Origin of the sequence: Streptomyces hilarionis (assembly GCF_024539675.1) — a bacterium.
Lineage (GTDB): Bacteria > Actinomycetota > Actinomycetes > Streptomycetales > Streptomycetaceae > Streptomyces > Streptomyces hilarionis.
The window spans coordinates 61,822-79,583 of sequence record NZ_JAHHIT010000002.1 but is presented as its reverse complement, the minus strand read 5'-3'; the positions used below and the strand labels follow the sequence as shown (position 1 = coordinate 79,583).

The 17,762-nt window shown below is 72.6% G+C and carries 16 protein-coding genes; 3 read left to right on the top strand and 13 right to left on the bottom strand.

Annotated features, from left to right (window positions below):
* Window positions 1-24 precede the first annotated feature (24 nt).
* Window positions 25-663, top strand: a complete 639-nt coding sequence (locus KMS84_RS00765) for a hypothetical protein (RefSeq protein ID WP_256914024.1) — start codon at window positions 25-27, stop codon at window positions 661-663.
* Between the two features lie 60 nt (window positions 664-723).
* Here the strand turns inward: KMS84_RS00765 and KMS84_RS00760 are convergent, their stop codons facing one another.
* Entirely contained in the window at window positions 724-1,869 is a 1,146-nt protein-coding gene (locus KMS84_RS00760; RefSeq protein ID WP_256914107.1) for an RNA polymerase sigma factor, read from the bottom strand.
* Between the two features lie 8 nt (window positions 1,870-1,877).
* Complete coding sequence (locus KMS84_RS00755; protein ID WP_256914023.1) at window positions 1,878-2,285, bottom strand: YciI family protein; 408 nt, start codon at window positions 2,283-2,285, stop codon at window positions 1,878-1,880.
* 295 nt (window positions 2,286-2,580) lie between these two features.
* Between KMS84_RS00755 and KMS84_RS00750 the strand changes: the two genes are divergently transcribed.
* Entirely contained in the window at window positions 2,581-3,366 is a 786-nt protein-coding gene (locus KMS84_RS00750) for a S1 family peptidase (RefSeq protein ID WP_256914022.1), read from the top strand.
* A gap of 161 nt (window positions 3,367-3,527) precedes the next feature.
* On the opposite strand, the gene KMS84_RS00745 is transcribed toward KMS84_RS00750, so the two are convergent.
* The 9 genes from KMS84_RS00745 to KMS84_RS00705 all read right to left on the bottom strand — a co-directional run bounded on the left by KMS84_RS00745 (window position 3,528) and on the right by KMS84_RS00705 (window position 13,750).
* Window positions 3,528-4,805: a hypothetical protein gene (locus KMS84_RS00745; RefSeq protein ID WP_256914021.1), complete on the bottom strand. Its 1,278-nt coding sequence runs from the start codon at window positions 4,803-4,805 to the stop codon at window positions 3,528-3,530.
* 108 nt (window positions 4,806-4,913) lie between these two features.
* Window positions 4,914-6,518 carry a citramalate synthase gene (gene cimA / locus KMS84_RS00740; RefSeq protein WP_256914020.1) on the bottom strand — a complete coding sequence of 535 codons (1,605 nt, stop codon included), beginning with the start codon at window positions 6,516-6,518 and terminating at the stop codon, window positions 4,914-4,916.
* 307 nt (window positions 6,519-6,825) lie between these two features.
* On the bottom strand, window positions 6,826-7,431 hold the full coding sequence (locus KMS84_RS00735; RefSeq protein ID WP_256914019.1) for a TetR/AcrR family transcriptional regulator: 606 nt from the start codon (window positions 7,429-7,431) through the stop codon (window positions 6,826-6,828).
* A 9-nt stretch (window positions 7,432-7,440) separates the two neighbouring features.
* Window positions 7,441-8,478: an agmatine deiminase family protein gene (locus tag KMS84_RS00730; RefSeq protein ID WP_256914018.1), complete on the bottom strand. Its 1,038-nt coding sequence runs from the start codon at window positions 8,476-8,478 to the stop codon at window positions 7,441-7,443.
* An 11-nt stretch (window positions 8,479-8,489) separates the two neighbouring features.
* On the bottom strand, window positions 8,490-10,199 hold the full coding sequence (locus tag KMS84_RS00725; RefSeq protein WP_256914017.1) for an urease subunit alpha: 1,710 nt from the start codon (window positions 10,197-10,199) through the stop codon (window positions 8,490-8,492).
* A complete protein-coding gene (ureA, locus tag KMS84_RS00720; protein WP_256914016.1) occupies window positions 10,196-10,900 on the bottom strand; it encodes an urease subunit gamma in 705 nt (234 codons plus the stop codon). Before ureA ends, KMS84_RS00725 begins: the two co-directional genes overlap by 4 nt.
* Before the next feature lie 186 nt (window positions 10,901-11,086).
* Complete coding sequence (locus KMS84_RS00715) at window positions 11,087-12,175, bottom strand: branched-chain amino acid aminotransferase (protein WP_256914015.1); 1,089 nt, start codon at window positions 12,173-12,175, stop codon at window positions 11,087-11,089.
* A 274-nt stretch (window positions 12,176-12,449) separates the two neighbouring features.
* Window positions 12,450-13,493, bottom strand: a complete 1,044-nt coding sequence (locus KMS84_RS00710) for a 3-isopropylmalate dehydrogenase (RefSeq protein WP_256914014.1) — start codon at window positions 13,491-13,493, stop codon at window positions 12,450-12,452.
* Between the two features lie 125 nt (window positions 13,494-13,618).
* Window positions 13,619-13,750, bottom strand: coding sequence for a hypothetical protein (locus tag KMS84_RS00705; RefSeq protein ID WP_106971817.1), 132 nt, complete (start codon window positions 13,748-13,750; stop codon window positions 13,619-13,621).
* Between the two features lie 275 nt (window positions 13,751-14,025).
* On the opposite strand from KMS84_RS00705, the gene KMS84_RS00700 reads away from it, so the two are divergent.
* Complete coding sequence (locus KMS84_RS00700) at window positions 14,026-14,910, top strand: alpha/beta fold hydrolase (protein WP_256914013.1); 885 nt, start codon at window positions 14,026-14,028, stop codon at window positions 14,908-14,910.
* A 127-nt stretch (window positions 14,911-15,037) separates the two neighbouring features.
* Here the strand turns inward: KMS84_RS00700 and pruA are convergent, their stop codons facing one another.
* A complete protein-coding gene (gene pruA / locus KMS84_RS00695) occupies window positions 15,038-16,669 on the bottom strand; it encodes an L-glutamate gamma-semialdehyde dehydrogenase (RefSeq protein ID WP_256914012.1) in 1,632 nt (543 codons plus the stop codon).
* 98 nt (window positions 16,670-16,767) lie between these two features.
* A complete protein-coding gene (locus KMS84_RS00690; RefSeq protein WP_256914011.1) occupies window positions 16,768-17,694 on the bottom strand; it encodes a proline dehydrogenase family protein in 927 nt (308 codons plus the stop codon).
* Window positions 17,695-17,762: the final 68 nt, after the last annotated feature.

Sequence of the window (17,762 nt, the reverse complement as noted above, 5' to 3'; positions counted from 1 at the left end):
TGTCCTGTGTCACAGTCGCGAACCATGAGCATCAAGACCGGACCCCAGTACTATCCCGGCGCCAACCGCGAGCACTGGTACCAGGACGACTTCGGCGGTGACCGCATGGAGGTCAACGTCGTCGTCCTGCACACCACGGAGGGCCGCTCGCTGCCCGACTACCAGGGCGGCTCGGTCGCGCCCAACCTGACGGCGGTGCCCGACCTCGCCGCCAAGCGGCTCAAGTGGTACCAGCACTTCGAGATCGACGTGTCCTCGCGCGCGCTGGCCAACCGGCGCGGGGGCGTCGAGACGAACACGCTCAACGTCTGCCAGGTGGAGCTCGTCGGCACCTGCGACCCCGCGCTGCACACCAAGTGGAACACCCACGGCCAGGCCCACGTCTACTGGCCCAAGGCCCCGGAGTGGGCGCTGCGCGCCGTCGCCCAGTACCTGGCCTGGATGCACATCCACCACGACGTGCCGCTGCGCGGACCGGCGCTGTGGCCCGCGTACCCGAAGTCCGCGGGCAACGGGGGCGGGCAGCGGATGAGCAACGCGCGGTGGAACGGGTTCAAGGGCGTGTGCGGCCATATGCACGTGCCCGAGAACGACCACGGGGACCCGGGGGCGATCGACTTCGAGGCCCTGGTCGGCTTCGCCAAGGCCGCCGCCCAGGACTGACGGCGCGGCTCCCGGGGCGGTGGGCGCCCCGACGGCGGCTGACGGGCCGCGCGCGACCCGTCAGCCGCGGCGGCGGGCGTTGAGGCGGGCGGCCTGGCGGGTCAGGTGGTCGCGCTCGGCCAGGTCGCGCGCCTGGTGGGCCGCCTCGGCGTACAGTCGCGCCGCCGTCACCGGGTCGCCGTCGCGCTCGTGGAGGTAGGCCGCGACGGCGGTGTGGCGGGGCAGCGAGGCGTCCAGCGCCGCGAGCGCGGCCAGACCCGCACGGGGTCCGTCGGCCTCCCCCACGGCGACCGCCCGGTTCAGCCGGACGACCGGGTTGTCGGTCAGGGCCACGAGCTCGTCGTACCACTCGACGATCTGCACCCAGTCGGTCTCCTCGGCGCTGGGCGCGTCGGCGTGCAGCGCGGCGACGGCGGCCTGGGCCTGGAACTCGCCCAGCCGGTCGCGGGCCAGCGCTCTCTGGAGGATCGCCACGCCCTGCGCGATCGCCGCGGTGTCCCACCGGCCGCGGTCCTGTTCGGCGAGCGGCACCAGGCTGCCGTCCGGCGCGGTCCGGGCGGGGCGCCGGGCGTGGTGGAGCAGCATGAGGGCGAGCAGCCCCGCCGCCTCGGGATGGTCGACGGCGGCCGCGAGCTGCCGGGTGAGCCGGATGGCCTCGGCGGCGAGGTCCACGTCGCCGGAGTAGCCCTCGTTGAACACCAGGTACAGGACGCGCAGCACGGTGGCGACGTCGCCGGGCTGGTCGAACCGCACGTCGGAGACGGTGCGCTTGGCCCGGCTGATGCGCTGCGCCATGGTCGCCTCCGGCACCAGGTAGGCCTGGGCGATCTGACGGGTGGTGAGCCCGCCGACGGCGCGCAGGGTGAGCGCGACGGCGGACGACGGCGTGAGCGAGGGGTGGGCGCACAGGAAGTAGAGCTGGAGCGTGTCGTCCGCGGCGGGCGGGGGGCCGGGGACCGGCTCCTCGTCGACGCGGTCCTCACGCCGGCGGCGGGCGGTGTCCGCGCGTCTCGCGTCGAGGAACCGGCGCCAGGCCACGGTGACCAGCCAGCCCTTGGGGTCGCGCGGAGGGTCGTCCGGCCACACGCGCAGCGCCTCGAGGAGCGCGTCCTGCACGGCGTCCTCGGCCGCCGCGAAGTCGGCTCCGCGGCGGACGAGGACGGTGAGCACGCTCGGCATGAGGCTGCGCAGCAGGGCCTCGTCCATCGGGGCGCTCACTCCGTGACGGTGCAGTGCTCGCCCATGAGCGGGCGCACCTCGAGCCATTCGTGGATCGGCCTGCCGCCGGCCCCGGGAGCGGCCGACAGCTCGCCGGCCAGTTCCAGGGCCCGCTCGTGGCTGTCGACGTCGACGATCGTCCAGCCCGCGATGAGGTCCTTGGTCTCGGCGAAGGGTCCGTCGGTGACCGGCGGCCGGCCCTCTCCGTCGTAGCGCACGAAGGTGCCCTCGGGCGCGAGCGCCTGGCTGTCGACGAACTCGCCGGTGCGTTCGAGGCGGGCCGCGAAGTCGTTCATGTACCGCACGTGGGCCGAGATCTCCTGCGGGGTCCACTGGTCCATGGGGACGTCGTTCGTCGGGGCCGGGGCGCCTCGGTAGTGCTTGAGTAGCAGGTATTTGGCCATGGCGGTTCTCCTCGGTGCGGTTGCGGCCCATTGTGGCCGCGTTCGCCCCGGGGACGGAGCCGGACGCGGGTTCTCGACATCGCCGTCCGGCTTCTTCCTGACGCTCGGGCCCCGCCCGCGGCTGGCCGGATCGGCCCCTTGTGCGCGGGGCGGCCGGGTTCGCATAATCCAGCCATGGTTTTGACCTGACCATGTCAGGAGGATGGGCGAATCTTTACGCGTGCGCACCCCATTGACATGCGCACGCTAAGACCCGCACGCCACGGAAGGGCAACCCCCCACGGAGGGCAGCACCTTGAAGAAGCTCCTCACGGCACTCAGAAGATGCGCCGTCGTCGGCGCGGCCGCGCTGGCGATGGCCGGCCTCCAGCCCGTCTCGCCCGCGCAGGCGGCCCCCTCGCCCGTCGTCGGCGGAACCCGCGCCGCGCAGGGCGAGTTCCCGTTCATGGTCCGCCTCTCCATGGGCTGCGGCGGCGCGCTCTACACCCAGCAGATCGTGCTCACCGCCGCCCACTGCGTCGGCAGGACCGGCGCCAACACGGGCATCACCGCCACCGCCGGCGTCGTGGACCTCCAGTCCACCGGCGGCCGGGTCCAGGTCAGGTCCACCTACGTCTACCGCGCCCCCGGCTACAACGGCAACGGCAAGGACTGGGCGCTCATCAAGCTCGCCTCGCCGATCACCACCCAGGCGACCCTGAAGATCGCCACCACCGCGCAGTACAACACCGGGACCTTCACCATCGCCGGGTGGGGCGCCGCGACCGAGGGCGGCTCCCAGCAGCGCTACCTGCTCAAGGCCGCCGTGCCGTTCGTCAGCGACGCGACCTGCCGCTCCTACAGCGGCTACAGCGGCCTCGTGGCGAGCGACGAGATCTGCGCCGGGTACGCGGCCGGGGGCACCGACACCTGCCAGGGCGACTCGGGCGGCCCGATGTTCCGCCGGGACGACGCGGGCGCCTGGATCCAGGTCGGCATCGTGAGCTGGGGCATCGGCTGCGCCCGGGCCAACGCCCCCGGCGTCTACTCCGAGGTGTCCACCTTCGCCTCCGCCATCGCCTCGGCGGCCGCCTCGCTCTGACCCGGGCACCGGCGGGCCCGGCGGGTCCTCGCCGACCGGGCCCTTCTCCCCACACCCCCCACACGGGGTCCACGGGCCCGGCGCCCCACCACGCCGGGCCCGTACCCGTACCACCGCTCGTACGCGGGACCCGGCACTGGGGCCCGTGCGCGCCGCCGCGCTCAGAACCCCCCGCCGAAGTCGCCGCCGCCGAAGTCCCCGTAGCCGGCGCCGTAGCCGGCCGCGTAGGAGGGGGCGGCCATCATCGAGCCGAGCATCGTGCCGACGAGGAGGCCGGGCAGGATGCCCCCGCCGAAGTAGCCGCCGGCCCAGGGGCCGTAGGCGGGACCGGCCTCCCAGTACGGGCGGCGGCCGTAGTCGCTGTCGACCTCGCGGATCACCGGGTCGCGGCCGTCGGCCAGCCGGGTCGCGTCCGCCGCGCAGACCGGCACCTCGCGGGTGGCGCCGCCCGGCGGCGTCCAGGCGGCGTCGGCGACCGAGGGGCCGTGGCGGGGATCGAAGAAGCAGGGCGGACGGCGCTCGGGCAGCGGTCCGCCCTCGCGGCGGGCGGCCAGGGACGCCAGGGAGAACCGGCCGTCCTCCAGCGCCCCGGTGACGGCCCGCACGTCCTCGGGTCGGGCGGCCGCGGCCATGGCCGTCTTCGCCTGCTCGTAGGCGTCCAGGGCGCGTTCGTAGTCGGCGCGCATGGCGTCGTCGGCGCCCGCCTCGGCCGGATGGAAGTCGAGACGGTCGAGTTCCTCGCCGAAGGCCGTGATGTCCTCGTCCACGACGACCCGCAGCCGCTCGAGCGCGGCCCGCTGCTCCTCGGCCCGGCGCCGGCGGCTCCGCCGCACCAGGGTGTACGCGCCCGCCCCGCCGGCCGCGAGCACCGCGCCCGCCACGATCAGCGCGGAGGAGGAGATCCCCCCGCCGCCGCCCGGGGCGCCCCAGCTCGCGGGGGCGGAACCGCCCATGCGGGTCAGGGCGCGGTCGGTGAAGTCGCTCAGCTGGGTCTTCGCGTCGCTCGCTCCGTCGACGCTGCCCACCAGGTTGCGCACGGCCGTCCGCGGCAGGACCGAGGAGTCGGCGCGGGCGTCGAAGCGGTCGCCGAGGCGGACGGCGTACAGGCCGGTGACCCCGGTCGCGGTGCGCAGGTCGCTGAAGAGGCCGGCCGTGGGGTAGCCGGCCGGCAGGACGGCGATGAACAGCGGTTTGTCGGCGTCCTCGATCTGCCGCTCCAGGGCGCGCGCGTCCGCCGGCGACAACTGCGCGGCCGCCGCGGGGTCGACGTAGACCGGATCGCGGCGCAGCGCGTCGGCGATCGTGGAGACGCCCGTGGCGGCGGCCGCCCGCGGGGCGCCCGCCCCCCACACGGTCCACACCGTGAGGGCGACGAGCACCAGCGCGAGCAGGGGTCCGGCGAAGCCTCGGGCCCGACGGGTCGAGAGCACGGCCTTCATACCTCGAAGCTACCCGAACCCCTCACGGAGCGGACATCGGGCGGCTTTCGGGCATCGGGCGGCTTTCGCACATCCGACGCCTCCCGACCGCCCGGCGGCTCCCCGCCGTCACTCGGCCGGGTCCACGCCCGCCCGCAGCAGTCCGTAGGTGTACGCGTCCTCCAGGGCCTGCCACGAGGCGGCGATGACGTTCTCCGCCACGCCCACCGTCGACCACTCCCCCGTGCCGTCGGTCGTGGAGATCAGGACGCGGGTGGTCGACTGGGTGCCGTGGACGCCCTCCAGGATGCGGACCTTGTAGTCGACCAGGTCGAGCTTGGCCAGCTGGGGGTAGATCTTCTCCAGGGCCACCCGCAGGGCGCGGTCGAGGGCGTTGACCGGGCCGTTGCCCTCCGCCGTCGCGACGATGCGCTCGGCCTTGGCCCAGAGCTTCACGGTGGCCTCGTTGGCGTGGGTGCCGTCGGGGCGGTCCTCGACGATGGCGCGCCAGGACTCGACGTCGAAGTACTTCAGCGCCCTGCCCTCGACCTCGGCGCGCAGCAGGAGTTCGAAGGAGGCGTCGGCCGCCTCGTAGGTGTACCCCCGCAGCTCGCGCTCCTTGACCCGCTCCACGACCCGGCCGACCAGTTCGCGGTCGTCGCCGAGGTCGACGCCGAGCTCCTTGCCCTTGAGCTCGACGGAGGCGCGCCCGGCCATGTCGGAGACCAGCATGCGCATGGTGTTGCCGACCTGCTCGGGGTCGATGTGCTGGTAGAGGTCGGGGTCGACCTTGATGGCCGAGGCGTGCAGTCCGGCCTTGTGGGCGAAGGCCGAGACGCCCACGTAGGGCTGGTGGGTGGACGGCGTGAGGTTGACGACCTCGGCGATGGCGTGCGAGATGCGGGTCATCTCCCGCAGGCGGCCCTCGGGCAGCACCTTCTTGCCGTACTTCAGCTCCAGGGCCGCGACCACCGGGAACAGGTTCGCGTTGCCGACGCGTTCGCCGTAGCCGTTCGCCGTGCACTGCACGTGGGTCGCGCCCGCGTCCACGGCGGCGAGGGTGTTGGCCACCGCGCAGCCCGTGTCGTCCTGGGCGTGGATGCCGAGGCGCGCGCCCGTGTCGGCCAGCACCGTCGAGACCACGGCCTGGACCTGCGCCGGGAGCATTCCGCCGTTGGTGTCGCACAGGATGACGACGTCCGCGCCGGCCTCGGCGGCGGCCCGGACGACCGCCTTCGCGTACGCGGGGTTGGCGCGGTACCCGTCGAAGAAGTGCTCGCAGTCGACGAAGACCCTGCGACCCTGCTCCTTCAGGAAGGAGACCGTGTCGCTCACCATGGCCAGGTTCTCGTCCAGGGTGGTGCGCAGCGCCAGCTCGACATGCCGGTCGTGGGACTTCGCGACCAGGGTGATCACCCCGGCGCCGGACTCCAGCAACGCCCTGACCTGCGGGTCCTCGGCGGCCTTCGCTCCCGCTCGGCGAGTCGCGCCGAAGGCGACGAGCTGGGCGTTGCGGAAGGCGATCTCCTCCTGCGCGCGGGCGAAGAACTCGGTGTCGCGCGGGTTGGCGCCGGGCCAGCCGCCCTCGATGAAGCCCACGCCGAAGTCGTCCAGGTGCCGGGCGATGGCCAGCTTGTCGGCGACGGTGAGGTTGATGCCCTCACGCTGCGCGCCGTCGCGCAGGGTGGTGTCGAAGACGTGGAAGGAATCGTCGAGTTCGCTGGGTGCGGTCATGGTCTGAAGGCTCCTGTGTCGGATCTCGGTCGTTACCGGAATGACCGGCTCCACCGTCCCCCCATGGTCCCTCGCGCTCTCGCTCCCGGCTGCGGGTGGGCCAGAAAAGCGAAAAACCCCTCGCGGGTGCGAGAGGTCTGCGCGCGGGTCGAGGACGACGATGGCCGCTCGTACCTGGTCGTACGGAGCGGTCACTGCGGACCGGCGCGCCTGCTGCCAATAATCGTGGCGAACGAGAGCACGCGGGCAGTTTGGCACAGACCGTCCCCGTGCTCACCGGGTGTCTCAGGATGCGAACAGCGCGTTCTCACCGCGGCGCCAGCAGGCTTCCGGCGAGGAACGCGCCGACGTGCCGGAGGACCTGTTCGCGGTCCGTGCCGCGCAGGCCGACGGCGACGTGGATGGAGAACCCGTCGAGGAGGGCCCGCAGCCGGGCCGCGAACGGGTCGGGGTCCACCCGCCGGAACTCGCCGCGCGAGGTCCCCTCGGCGAGCAGGGCGACGAGGTCGCGGTGCCAGGCGCCCTCGATGGCCGCCTGGCGGTCGCGCGCGTCGGTGTCGCCGGCGGCGTTCCGCGAGCGGTTCCAGACCTCCAGCCAGAGCGTCCAGTGCGGGTCGCGGTGGCCGTCGGGGACGTACAGGTCGACATAGGCGTCGAGGCGCTCGCGAGCCGGTGCGGCACGGGCCAGCAGGCGGGCGCGCTCGGCGCCGAGCCGGCCCTCGCTCCACTCCAGGGTGCGCAGCAGGAGCTCGTCCTTGGAGTGGAAGTAGTAGAGGAGGTGGCCGCTGCTCATGCCGACCTCGCGGCCCAGCGCCGCCATGGTGAGCTTCTCCAGACCGCGCTCGGCGATCATCCCCATGGCCGCCGCGAGGACGTCCTCGCGGGGCGGGGCCTGTCTGCGCCCACCGGCCATCCGCTGCTCCTAGATCCTCGGCTGCTGCTGGGTGATGCAGTGGATGCCACCGCCGCCGGAGAAGATCGTACGGGCGTCGACCGGCGTGACCGTCCGCCCGGGGAACAGCCGCCGGAAGATCCCGGCCGCGAGGTCGTCGCGCGGGTCGTCGAAAGCGCACAGCACGACGCCGCCGTTGCAGAGGTAGTGGTTGATGTAGGAGTAGTCGGCCCAGTGGCCGTCGGCCTCCAGCACGGTCGGGGCGGCGATCTCGACGACCTCCAGTGGGCGGCCGCGCGCGTCGGTCTGCGCCCGCAGCAGGGCGACGGTCTCGCGGGTCACCTCGTGGTCGGGGTGCGCCGGGTCCGGCTGGCTGTGGGCGACGACGACGCCGGGGCGGGCGAAGGCGGCGACGATGTCCACGTGGCCGAGGGTGCCGTAGCCGTGCGGGGGGTAGTCCCCGGTGAGTCCGCGCGGGAGCCAGATCGCCTTGCGGGTGCCGAGCATGGCGTGGATCTCCGCCTCGGCCTCCTCCCGCGTCCACCCGGGATTGCGCTCGGGGCCGAGCTGGACCGTCTCCGTCAGCAGGACCGTGCCCTCGCCGTCGACGTGGATCGCGCCGCCCTCGTTGACCAGCCGGGAGGCGTACGTCCGCGCCCCCGCGAGGTCCGACACGGAAGCGGCGATCTTCGCGTCGTGCTCCCAGCGGGCCCAGGCCTGGGCGCCCCAGCCGTTGAACGTCCAGTCGACGGCGGCCAGTTCGCGGCCGTTCGTGAGGAAGGTCGGGCCGATGTCGCGCATCCAGGCGTCGTCGAGGTCGCGCTCGACGGTGTCGACCCCGGGCCCGAGGAGGGTGCGGGCCCGCTCGGACTGTCCGGGGCCGCACACCACCGTCACCGGCTCGAACCGGCGGACCGCGCGGGCGACCGACGCCCAGGCGGCCCGCGCGTCCTCGAGGCCGGCCGGGTCGTCGAACGTCGGGTTCGCTCCCGGCCACGCCATCCAGGTGCGCTCGTGCGGGGCCCACTCGGCGGGCATGCGGAAGCCGTCGGCGGCGGGTGTGCTCATGTCAGGGGTCCTCAGAGGAAGTACAGGCGGTTGAGGGAGACGGAGTCGGCGGGTTCCGAGCGGATCGGCTCCCCGTCGAGGGTGACCAGGCCGGTGCGCCGGTCGACGTCCACGACCCCGGTGCGCGAGTTGCGGCGCAGGTCGGCGGGCCCGATGCCGCGGGTGCCGCGGACGGCGACCCGGCGGCGCCGGGTGGGCATGGTGTCGTTGCCCTGGTCGAGGGCCGCCTGTGCGACGAACGCGACGGAGATCTCGGCCGGTGTGGCGCCGTGCGCGCCGAACTGCGGCCCCAGCACCAGGGGTTCACAGGTGTCGGTGGCCGCGTTCGGGTCGCCGACCACGCCGTACGCGGGGAACCCGGCCTTCAGCACCAGCTGCGGCTTGGCCCCGAAGTACTCCGGCCGCCACAGCACGAGGTCGGCGAGCTTGCCGACCTCGACGGACCCCACCTCGTGCGCCAGACCGTGGGCGATCGCCGGGTTGATGGTCAGCTTCGCGATGTAGCGCAGGACGCGCTCGTTGTCGTGCTCGTCCGGGGCGCCGAACTCGGCCTTCATCTTCGCGGCCATGGCGAGGGTGCGGCGCACGGTCTCGCCGGCGCGGCCCATGCCCTGCGCGTCGGAGGAGGTGATGCCGATCGCGCCGAGGTCGTGCAGCACGTCCTCGGCGCCCATGGTGCCGGCGCGGATGCGGTCGCGGGCCATGGCGGCGTCGCCGGGCAGGTCGGTCTTCAGGTCGTGGACGGAGACGATCATCCCGTAGTGCTCGGCGACGGCGTCCCGGCCGAAGGGCAGGGTGGGGTTGGTGGAGGAGCCGATGACGTTCGCGACGCCCGCCATCTTCAGCACGTCGGGCACGTGACCACCGCCGCAGCCCTCGATGTGGAAGGCGTGGATGGTGCGGCCCTCCAGCACGCGCAGGGTGTCCTCGACCGACAGGCACTCGTTCAACCCGTCGCTGTGCAGGGCGACTTGCACGTCGTGTTCCTCGGCGACCCGCAGCGCCGTGTCCAGCGCCCGGGTGTGGGCGCCCATGTCCTCGTGCACCTTGAAGCCCGACGCGCCGCCCTCGGCCAGCGCCTCGACCAGCGGGGCGCCGTGCGAGGACGAACCCCGGCCCAGGAAGCCGATGTTGACCGGCCAGGCGTCGAACGCGCCGAACGCGTGCCGCAGCGCCCAGGGCGAGTTGACCCCGACGCCCCACACGGGCCCGAACTCCTGCCCGATGATCGTCGTCACGCCGGAGGCCAGCGAGGCCTCCATGATCCGCGGCGACAGCAGGTGGACATGGGTGTCGACGGCGCCGGCGGTGGCGATGAGCCCCTCGCCGGAGACGATGGACGTGCCGGTGCCGACGACGACGTCCACGCCGTCGAGGGTGTCCGGGTTGCCGGCCCGCCCGATCGCGCAGATCCGCCCCTCCCGGATGCCGATGGACACCTTGCGCACGCCCAGCACGGCGTCCACGACGACGACGTTGCTGACGACGACGTCACAGGTCTCGCGCACGGCGGCGGCCTTGAGATGGAGCCCGTCGCGGGCCGTCTTGCCGAAGCCGGCGAGGAACTCGTCGCCGTAGCTCTGGGAGTCGGACTCCACGCGGATCGTCAGCCCGCAGTCGCCGAGCCGGATCCGGTCGCCGGCGCGGGGGCCGTGGGTGGCGGCGTACTCGTGCGGGCCGAGGCGGCGGGCGTCGGTGGGGTGACCTGCGGGGCGGCTCATCGCTCGCCCTCCCGGCCGCCCGGGTCCGCGACGCCGAGGTAGCCGCAGGCGGCGGCGCGGGCCAGGGCCTCCTCGCGGGCGCCGGGGGCGTCCAGCGGGCCGTCGACCAGCCCGGCGAAGCCGATGGCGACGCGGGCCCCGCCGATCGGCACGAGGCCGACCTGAAGCGTCTCCCCCGGCCCGAACCGGACCGACGAGCCCGCCGGTACCGCGAGCCGCATGCCGTAGGCCTCGGCGCGGGGGAAGTCCAGGCGCGGGTTGACCTCGAAGAAGTGGAAGTGGGAGGTGACGGAGACGGGCACGGTCGCGGTGTTGGTGACGGTGAGCCGCACGGCCGCCTCGGGCTCGGCGTGCGCGGGCCCCGGCAGCAGCGCGCCGGGCGCCAGGTCGCGCAGTCCGCCCGCGATGGGGTCCGAGACCACCGCGAGCCGTGAGCCGTCGTCGAAGACGGCTTCGACGTGCACCTCGGTGACGATGTCCGCGACGCCCGGCAGGACGTCGTCGGGTCCGAGCACCGAGCGGGCGGCCTCGACGGCCTCCGCCAGCCGCTTCCCGTCCCGGGCGGCCTCGCAGACGGTGTCCGCGACGAGCGCGGTCGCCTCCGGCACGTTGAGCCGCAGTCCGCGGCCCCTTCTCGCCCTGGCCAGCTCCGCGGCCCCGAAGAGCAGCAGCCGGTCCCGCTCGGTGGGGGTGAGTCGCACCTGGCCTCCCTGTCCGTGTTTGAGCAGCACTCTAAACGTTTTGCAGGAGGATCAGAAGACGTGACGGAAGGTTTTAGAGCGCTGCTCTATACCCGCGGGAGGTGGGGGCGGCGGTGGGCGCGTGAAGACGCCGCAGGGCCGCCCCCGGTCGGGGCGGCCCTGCGGCGACGTCGAAAGGAGCCGGGATCAGCCCAGGCGGTGCATCCAGCCGTGCTTGTCCTCGGCCGTGCCGCGCTGGATGTCCAGCAGTGCCTGGCGCAGGCGGAGGGTGACCTCGCCGGGCTCGCCGCCCGACTGCTGCCACTGGGCGCCGGTGCGCTTGACGGTGCCGACCGGGGTGATCACGGCGGCGGTGCCGCAGGCGAAGACCTCCCGCAGCGCTCCGCTCTCGGAGTCGCGCTGCCACTGGTCGACGGAGACGCGGCCCTCCTCGGCCTCGTAGCCGAGGTCGCGGGCGACGGTCAGCAGGCTGTCCCGGGTGACGCCCTCCAGGATGGAGCCGGTCAGCGAGGGCGTGACGATCTTGTTCCCGTAGACGAAGTACAGGTTCATGCCGCCGAGCTCCTCGACCCACGTGCGCTCGACCGCGTCGAGGTAGCAGACCTGTGCGCAGCCCTGGGCCGCGGCCTCGGCCTGGGCGAGCAGGGAGGCGGCGTAGTTGCCGCCGGTCTTGGCGTCGCCCATGCCGCCGGGGACGGCGCGGACGTGGTCCTCGGAGACCCAGATGGAGACCGGCTTGACGCCGCCCGGGAAGTAGGCGCCGGCCGGCGAGGCGATCACGATGAAGAGGTACTCGTTGGCCGGCTTCACGCCCAGGCCCACCTCGGTCGCGATCATGAAGGGACGCAGGTAGAGGGACTCCTCGCCGCCGTGCGCGGGCACCCACTCCTTGTCCTGGGCGACGAGCGCGTCACAGGCCTCGATGAACGTCTCGACCGGCAGTTCGGGCATGGCCAGACGGCGGGCGGAGCGCTGGAACCGCTCGGCGTTGCGGTCCGGACGGAAGGTGGCGACGGAGCCGTCGGGACGGCGGTAGGCCTTGAGCCCCTCGAAGATCTCCTGCGCGTAGTGCAGCACGTTCGTCGCCGGGTCGAGGGGGATCGGCGCGTACGGAACGAGCTGACCGTCGTGCCAGCCGCGGCCCTCGGTCCACCTGATGGTCACCATGTGGTCGGTGAAGTGGCGGCCGAAGCCGGGGTCGGCCAGGATCGCCTCGCGCTCGGCGGCGGAGAGCGGGCTGGCGGAGGGCTTGAGCTCGATCGTGGGCGTCGTCATGAGTGGTTGTCCTTCACCGGTTGTGTGTGACGGGCCGCGCTCACGTCCGTACGGCCAGTGGCGTGTGCTAGGACGTCCGAGCATTGCCTGATACCGCGGCTCCGCGTTCGATTATCGCAAGCGGGGTGCGCGGAAGAAAACGGCGTGAATGCGACCCGGGGTCGATGGTGACACCCGGCAGGACATACGAGAAGCCGCCGGGTGCGAGGAGACCCGGCGGCTTCGATGGGTTCCCCCCGCTCCTGGGAGCCGGGGGATCGCGTGGTGCGCCGGGTCAGCCGGCTACTCGTGCGCGGAGCGCGTCGCCGATCTCGGAGGTGCTGCGCGCGGGCAGCGCACCGCGCTCGGCCAGGTCGGCGGAGACGGCGTCCTCGATGCGGACCGCCTCGGCGTCGTGCCCGAGGTGGCGCAGCAGCAGGGCGACCGAGAGGACCGTGGCGGTCGGGTCGGCCTTGCCCTGGCCCGCGATGTCCGGGGCCGAGCCGTGGACGGGCTCGAACATGGAGGGGAACTCGCCGGAGGGGTTGATGTTCCCGCTCGCGGCGACGCCGATGCCGCCGGAGACGGCCGCGGCGAGGTCGGTGATGATGTCGCCGAAGAGGTTGTCGGTGACGATGACGTCGAACCGGCCGGGGTCGGTGACCAGGTAGATCGTCGCGGCGTCCACGTGGATGTAGTCCGTGGTGACGTCGGGGAACTCCTCGGCGACCCGGTTGAAGACGTTCGTCCACAGGTGGCCGGCGAAGGCCAGCACGTTGTTCTTGTGGACCAGCGTGAGCTTCTTGCGGGGGCGGGCCTGGGCGCGGGCGAAGGCGTCGCGGACCACGCGCTCGACGCCGAAGGCCGTGTTCACGGAGACCTCGGTGGCGACCTCGTGCGGGGTGCCCTTGCGGATCGTGCCGCCGTTGCCGGTGTACGGGCCCTCGGTGCCCTCGCGGACCACGACGAAGTCGATCTCGGGCTGGCCGGCCAGCGGGGTGGCCACGCCGGGGAGCAGCTTCGAGGGCCGCAGGTTGACGTGGTGGTCGAAGAGGAAGCGCAGCTTGAGCAGGAAGCCCCGCTCCAGGACGCCGGAGGGCACGCTCGGGTCGCCGATGGCGCCGAGCAGGATCGCGTCGTGCTTGCGGAGCGCCTCGGCGTCGGCGTCGGTGAGGGTCTCACCGGTGGCGTGGTAGCGCCGGGCGCCGAAGTCGTACTCCTTGGTCTCCAGCTTCACGTCCTGCGGGAGGACGGCGGAGAGGACCTTGAGACCTTCGGCCACGACCTCCTGGCCGATGCCGTCACCGGGGATCACTGCGAGATTGAGGCTGCGAGACATGCGGGAACCCTACTCCTCGTCCCATGGGATGACACGGACTGTCCGTCATCCGGACAGTGGCGTCGCGGGGCGGACGGGAAGGCCCGAGGAGCGGGCGCGGCTCCCGGACTGCGTGCGGACCGGGCTCAGTGGCCGGTCTCGCCGCCGTTGTCCCTGCGGTCGAGGGCGCGCTGCAACGCGGCGGCGGCGTTCTTGCGGTCGGACTCGGTCGTGCGGGAGACGTGACGGACTCGGCGGCGGACGGTCGTCTCGGCCATGGGGAATCGACTCCTTCGAATTCCAGGGAGTGCCAGGGGAAGTGCGAGACGCCGGAGGGGGCGGGGAGCGGGCCGCAGGGGTTGCCTGCGCGGGGCCCGGCTCACGACCGCCATTCGCTTGATCGAGCGAGACGTTCGGCTCCTACAAAACTAAGGGAGGAGCGCGCGCCTGTCTCCACAGTTACTCGGACTTCCTACTATCTGAGACGGGCGCGGCATATCTAACCGGTGAAAATACATTGACTGGTTAGATGTGCCCGTGGTGCACTCATGCCATGACCTTCCGAGCGCATCCCCAGGTCCGTCACCGCACCGCCACCGTCCGCGGCCACGAGGTGTACTACCGGGAGGCGGGACCGGCCCACGCGCCGGTCCTGCTGCTGCTGCACGGCTTCCCGAGCAGTTCGCACATGTTCCGCGACCTGATACCGCTGCTGGCCGACCGCTACCGCGTCGTCGCCCCCGACCACCTCGGCTTCGGCCGCTCGTCGGCGCCGGCCGCCTCGGACTTCGCCTACGGCTTCGCGGAGCTGGCCGAGATCACCGACGCGTTCACTCAGGTGCTCGGCCTCGACCGGTACGCCCTCTACATCCAGGACTACGGCGCGCCCATCGGCCTGCGGCTGGCCCTCGCGCACCCCGAGCGGGTGACGGCGATCATCACGCAGAACGGCAACGCCTACGAGGAGGGGCTGGGCGAGGAGGCCTGGGCCCCGGTGCGGGCGCTGATCGCGCGGCGCACGCCGGAGACGGAGCGGGCCGTACGGGAGATCAGCAGTGCGGAGGGCGTCCGGTGGCAGTACCTGCACGGCGTCCCGGAGGACCTGCGCGACCTCGTCAGCCCGGACGCCTACGAACACGACGCGGCGAGCATGGCGCGTCCGGGCCAGGCGGAGATCCAGCTCGACCTGATCGCCGACTACGGCTCCAACTTCGCCCTCTACCCGGCCTTCCACGAGTACTTCCGCACCAGCGGGGTCCCGCTGCTGGCGGTCTGGGGCGCCGGCGACGAGATCTTCGTCCCGGCGGGCGCGCTCGCCTACCGGCGCGACCTGCCGAAGGCCGAGGTCCATCTGCTGCCCACCGGCCACTTCGCCCTGGAGACGCACGCGGGGCAGATCGCCGCGCTCATCGGGGACTTCCTCGGCCGCAGCCTCTGAGCACGGGCCGCCCCGCGCGGCGGCCCGGTCACGAGCGGGCCCCGCGCGAGCGGTGACGCGAAGGGCCGGGCGGATGTCCGCCCGGCCCTTCGCGTCACCCGGCCGGTCCCGGCGCGGGGTGCGAACGTCAGCCCATGTGCGGGTACGTGTAGTCGGTCGGCGCGACCAGCGTCTCCTTGATGGCGCGGGTCAGGGTCCAGCGCATCAGGTTCTGCGGGGCCCCGGCCTTGTCGTTGGTGCCGGAGGCGCGGCCGCCGCCGAAGGGCTGCTGGCCGACGACGGCGCCGGTGGACTTGTCGTTGATGTAGAAGTTGCCGGCCGCGTAGCGCAGCTTCTCCATGGTGTACGCGGCGGCCGCGCGGTCGCCGGAGATCACCGAGCCGGTCAGCGCGTAGTCCGACACCGACTCCATCTGCGTCAGCATGGCGTCGTACTGGTCGTCCTCGTACACGTGCACGGCGAGGAACGGGCCGAAGTACTCGGTCGTGAAGACCTCGTTCTCCGGGTCGCTGCACTCGACGACCGTCGGGCGGACGAAGTAGCCCACCGAGTCGTCGTAGGAGCCGCCGGCGACGATCGTGCAGGACGGGTCCGCCTTCGCCCGGTCGATCGCGGCCTTGTTCTTGGCGAAGGAGCGCTCGTCGATGACCGCGCCGATGAAGTTCGAGAGGTCGGTGACGTCGCCCATGGTCAGGTAGTCGACCTCGGCGGCGAACTCCTCCTTGAAGCCCGAGTTCCAGATCGACGCCGGGATGTAGGCCCGGGAGGTCGCGCTGCACTTCTGGCCCTGGTACTCGAAGGCGCCGCGGGTCAGCGCCGTCTTCAGCACCGCGCGGTCGGCGCTCGGGTGGGCGACGACGAAGTCCTTGCCGCCGGTCTCGCCGACCAGACGCGGGTAGGAGCGGTACTTCTCGATGTTCGCGCCGACCGTCTTCCACAGGTACTGGAAGGTCTTGGTGGAGCCGGTGAAGTGGATGCCGGCGAGGTCGCGGTGGTTCAGGGCGACCTCGGACACCTCCAGGCCGTCGCCGGTGACCAGGTTGATGACGCCCTTGGGCAGCCCGGCCTCCTCCAGCAGCTCCATCAGCAGGACGGCGGCGTGCGTCTGCGTCGGGGACGGCTTCCACACGACCACGTTGCCCATCAGCGCGGGAGCGGTCGGCAGGTTGCCCGCGATCGCCGTGAAGTTGAACGGCGTGATCGCGTAGACGAAGCCCTCCAGCGGGCGGTGGTCGAGCCGGTTCCACACGCCCGGGGAGTTGGCCGGGGGCTGCTCGGCCAGGATCTGGCGGGCGTAGGCGACGTTGAAGCGCCAGAAGTCGACGAGCTCGCAGGGACAGTCGATCTCCGCCTGCTGGGCGGTCTTGGACTGGCCGAGCATCGTGGAGGCGGCCAGCGTCTCGCGCCAGGGGCCGGCGAGCAGTTCGGCGGCGCGCAGGATGATCGCGGCACGGTCGTCGAAGGACATCGCGCGCCAGGCGGGGGCGGCGGCGAGGGCCGCGTCGACCGCGTCCTGGGCGTCCTGCCGGGTGGCGTTGGCATACGTGCCGAGGCGGGCCTTGTGGTTGTGCGGCTGCACGACGTCGAACCGCTCACCGCCGCCCATCCGTCGCTCGCCGCCGATGGTGCAGGGCAGGTCGACCGGGTTGTCGGCCAGCTCCTTGAGCTTGGCCTCCAGCCGGGCGCGCTCCGGGGAGCCGGGGGCGTAGCCGTGCACCGGCTCGTTGACGGGGGTGGGGACCTGGGTCACAGCGTCCATGAGTTCCGTAACTCCTTACTGAGCGGTGTTGCGAGCGGGGGTGACGAGCGGGGGCCCGGGGCCCTCGGTGCGGGATCGCGGGCGTGAGCGGGGGCGGCTCAGCCCTTGCTGACCATCGAGCGGAGGAAGAACCGCAGGTTGGCGGGCTTCTCCGCGAGACGGCGCATGAAGTAGCCGTACCAGTCGGTGCCGTAGGCGGTGTAGACGCGCATGCGGTGGCCCTCGGCGGCGAGGCGCAGGTGCTCGTCGCCCCTGATGCCGTACAGCATCTGGAACTCGTACTCGTCGAGCTTGCGGCCGGCCTTGCGCGCGAGTTCCTGCGCGATGGAGATCAGGCGCGGGTCGTGGGACCCGATCATCGGATACCCCTCGCCCTCCATCAGGATGCGCAGGACCCGGACGTAGGCCTTGTCGATCTCGTGCTTCTGCTGGTACGCGACCTGTGCGGGCTCCTTGTACGCGCCCTTGACGAGCCGTACCCGGCTGCCGCTCGCGGCGAGGCGGCGGGCGTCGGCCTCGGTGCGGAAGAGGTAGGCCTGGATCACGCAGCCGGTCTGCGGGAAGTCCTTCCGCAGCTCCTCGTGGATGGCGAACATCGAGTCGAGGGTGGTGTGGTCCTCCGCGTCCAGGGTCACGGTGGTGCCGATGGCGGCCGCGGCCTCCACGACCGGGCGGACGTTGGCGAGCGCCAGATCGTGCCCGCCCTCCAGCGCCTGGCCGAACATCGAGAGCTTGACGGACATCTCGACCCGCTCGCCGAGCTCCAGCTCCGCCAGGCGGTCGACCAGCGCCAGGTAGGCGTCGCGGGCGGCGCGGGCCTCGTCGGGGGTGGTGATGTCCTCGCCGACGACGTCCATCGTCAGCTCCAGCCCCTGCGCGGTGCGCTCCTCGATGATCGGCACGATGTCGTCGACGGTCTCACCGGGGATGAAGCGGTCGACGACCTGTTTCGTCACCGGGGCCGCCGAGATCAGGCGTCGCATCCGGTCGCTGCGCGACGCGGCGAGAATCACGGGACCCAGCACGGGGCACCTCCACAAACCAGCAGATAGAACCACCGTGAAACCTAAGGATCCCTCCGATCCTGAGCCAT